Origin of the sequence: Brasilonema octagenarum UFV-OR1 (genome assembly GCF_963888615.1) — a bacterium.
GTDB classification, from domain to species: domain Bacteria; phylum Cyanobacteriota; class Cyanobacteriia; order Cyanobacteriales; family Nostocaceae; genus Brasilonema; species Brasilonema sennae.
This window is the reverse complement of the sequence record NZ_CAWPKW010000295.1, coordinates 1-1,842: the sequence shown is the minus strand read 5'-3', so window position 1 is coordinate 1,842 and position 1,842 is coordinate 1. Positions and strand designations below refer to the sequence as shown.

The following is a 1,842-nucleotide window of genomic DNA, read 5'->3' as shown; positions in this document are numbered from 1 at the left end:
AACAATACTCACGCTTGTTGCGGTACTGGTTCAAGATTTCTTGCTGTTCCCAGTAGTTGGGGTGTTCGTCCAAAAGCTGCTGCCGTTTAGCTTTTCGTTGTGCGTCGTTGCGGAGCGCTGCATCAAATGCAATTGTACTGTCAACCTCGGCTTCAATCTGCTTTACCGTGGCGTGAGTCTGCTCAATTATCAGGTCAAAATCAAACACTTCGGCTTGGAGTTTTGCGATCGCTTGTGGGTAATCTTTCAGTTCCATAGGTAAAATGAAGTTGGTAAATGATGTGGCTTGGGGTAGTTTTACGACTTACCCCAGGTCGCTTTTTTATTTGTTATTAACGCTGGAAAACGTAGACCTTCTCAAAACTCACGTCTACCGAGAAATACGAGTCAATAAATAAATCACGGGCTATTGCTTTCCAATTGATGTATGAGTCAAAAATTTTTAATTCCTCCAGCTTTTTAATCAGCCCTAATTCTTCCCATTGTTCGTAGGCAAAATCTTCTTCACTCTTGTATTCGCCCATGTAATACTCTGTAAAATCTTCTGGGCTGGCATCATTGCCGTAGTGTTGGCAATAAGCGGCGAATGCTGCACCATGTTCTGTCAACATCTGAGCGAGTTTGGCTAGTCGTTCTATATCCTCACATTCGCTAATTTCAATACCTTGCCAGTTCTCAAAGTCATGCACTGCCCATTCTTCAGCATCTGGCTCTGGAGAATTAGAAAGCATTTCCTCTATTTCAGCCCAAATATCTGCGGTGTCTTGATCACAGTCAATCCATTGCCCGTGTAGCTTGCCGTTGTTATAGGCAGCTAGGCAAGCAACATAAACACAAGGTACATCGTTGCTCATTGTAATTTTTATGGTGGTAAATGATGTGGCTTGGGGAGGTTTAACGACATTCCCCAAGTCGCTTTTTTAGAACCAGCTTGAATCGTAATAGTCTTTTAGTAAGTCTTTCTTCTCTTGTTGCAGTTCAAACTCTTGCTCTAGCTGTTCACTGTCAATATCTAACCGTAAGTCTGCAATCGCCTTTAAGATTTTTTTGATGTCTGCGCGGTCGCTGCCTACGGTGTAGTGGTTTTGTAGAAATGCTTCAGCTTTACCAATAAACTGCTCAAGAGTTAGTGCTAGCTGATTTGCCGCTGATGGTGCTTGAATTGTCATAATGAAATCAACTGTTTTTTAATAGTTGCCCGGTTGGTAGCCGGGTTTTTTCTGGTTTCTATTCTTATTATACCAAGTAGACTTGGTATAGTGAGTTTTATGATGTAAAGATTACGTGAATTTTGCGTTACAATTTACCAAGTAGACTTGGTAAAACTTATGGGAAACCCAAAGGCTTTTGAGGGCAAGAGAGAAGCTACGCAGTTCAAGGCAGGGGGAGAAGAACCGCTCATTGCTAAAATTGACCTGAAGCTCACAGAAACAATGAAGCAAGAGTTAAAGGCTATTCCTGGGTGGCAAGGGAAACTCAGGGATGCGATCGCAGAATTAATCAAGGCTGAATCTCAAGCTAATTAACGTACGTAAATAAATATAATTTTAATTTTTATTACCACGTCTACTTGGTATAATTAAAGTATGGCAAGCGGAACGATCTAGAACCGGAGGCAATGAACTGGTGTGAGCGCGGGTAGTACTGGGGAAACGACTCTAAGCGAGTGAAACTAACCACCAGCTGCGGAGGAACCCCAACCCGCGACGGCAACAAACAAAGCAGCTGCACGCTCATTCCATCACAATTGCTGATAGATTTCTCTCTAATGATATTGACAAACTTGTATTCCTCATGGAATGAAACAGCCCTGCCAAGTAGGGAGCGACTTTTGACATATGC

General features: G+C 42.5%; 4 protein-coding genes and 1 pseudogene. 1 reads left to right on the top strand and 4 read right to left on the bottom strand.

The window, feature by feature from the left end; translation table 11 throughout:
• From AC5590_RS25550 to AC5590_RS25540, 3 genes and pseudogenes are all read right to left on the bottom strand, one after another.
• A pseudogene (locus tag AC5590_RS25550) lies at window positions 1-256 on the bottom strand (hypothetical protein); the annotation flags it as partial.
• A 76-nt stretch (window positions 257-332) separates the two neighbouring features.
• A complete protein-coding gene (locus tag AC5590_RS25545) occupies window positions 333-854 on the bottom strand; it encodes an antirestriction protein ArdA (RefSeq protein ID WP_169268966.1) in 522 nt (173 codons plus the stop codon).
• Window positions 855-920: 66 nt separating this feature from the next.
• Window positions 921-1,169: a hypothetical protein gene (locus AC5590_RS25540; protein WP_169268965.1), complete on the bottom strand. Its 249-nt coding sequence runs from the start codon at window positions 1,167-1,169 to the stop codon at window positions 921-923.
• Window positions 1,170-1,328: 159 nt separating this feature from the next.
• Between AC5590_RS25540 and AC5590_RS25535 the strand changes: the two genes are divergently transcribed.
• Window positions 1,329-1,526: a hypothetical protein gene (locus tag AC5590_RS25535; RefSeq protein ID WP_169268964.1), complete on the top strand. Its 198-nt coding sequence runs from the start codon at window positions 1,329-1,331 to the stop codon at window positions 1,524-1,526.
• Window positions 1,527-1,566: 40 nt separating this feature from the next.
• Here the strand turns inward: AC5590_RS25535 and AC5590_RS25530 are convergent.
• Window positions 1,567-1,842, bottom strand: a 276-nt coding sequence (locus tag AC5590_RS25530; protein ID WP_211178812.1) for a hypothetical protein, incomplete at its 5' end; no start/stop codon positions are given.

Excerpts from the sequence above, each read along its gene's own strand:
- AC5590_RS25545 (WP_169268966.1), bottom strand. The coding sequence starts at position 854 with ATGAGCAACGATGTACCTTGTGTTTATGTTGCTTGCCTAGCTGCCTAT.
- AC5590_RS25540 (WP_169268965.1), bottom strand. The coding sequence starts at position 1,169 with ATGACAATTCAAGCACCATCAGCGGCAAATCAGCTAGCACTAACTCTT.
- AC5590_RS25535 (WP_169268964.1), top strand. The coding sequence starts at position 1,329 with ATGGGAAACCCAAAGGCTTTTGAGGGCAAGAGAGAAGCTACGCAGTTC.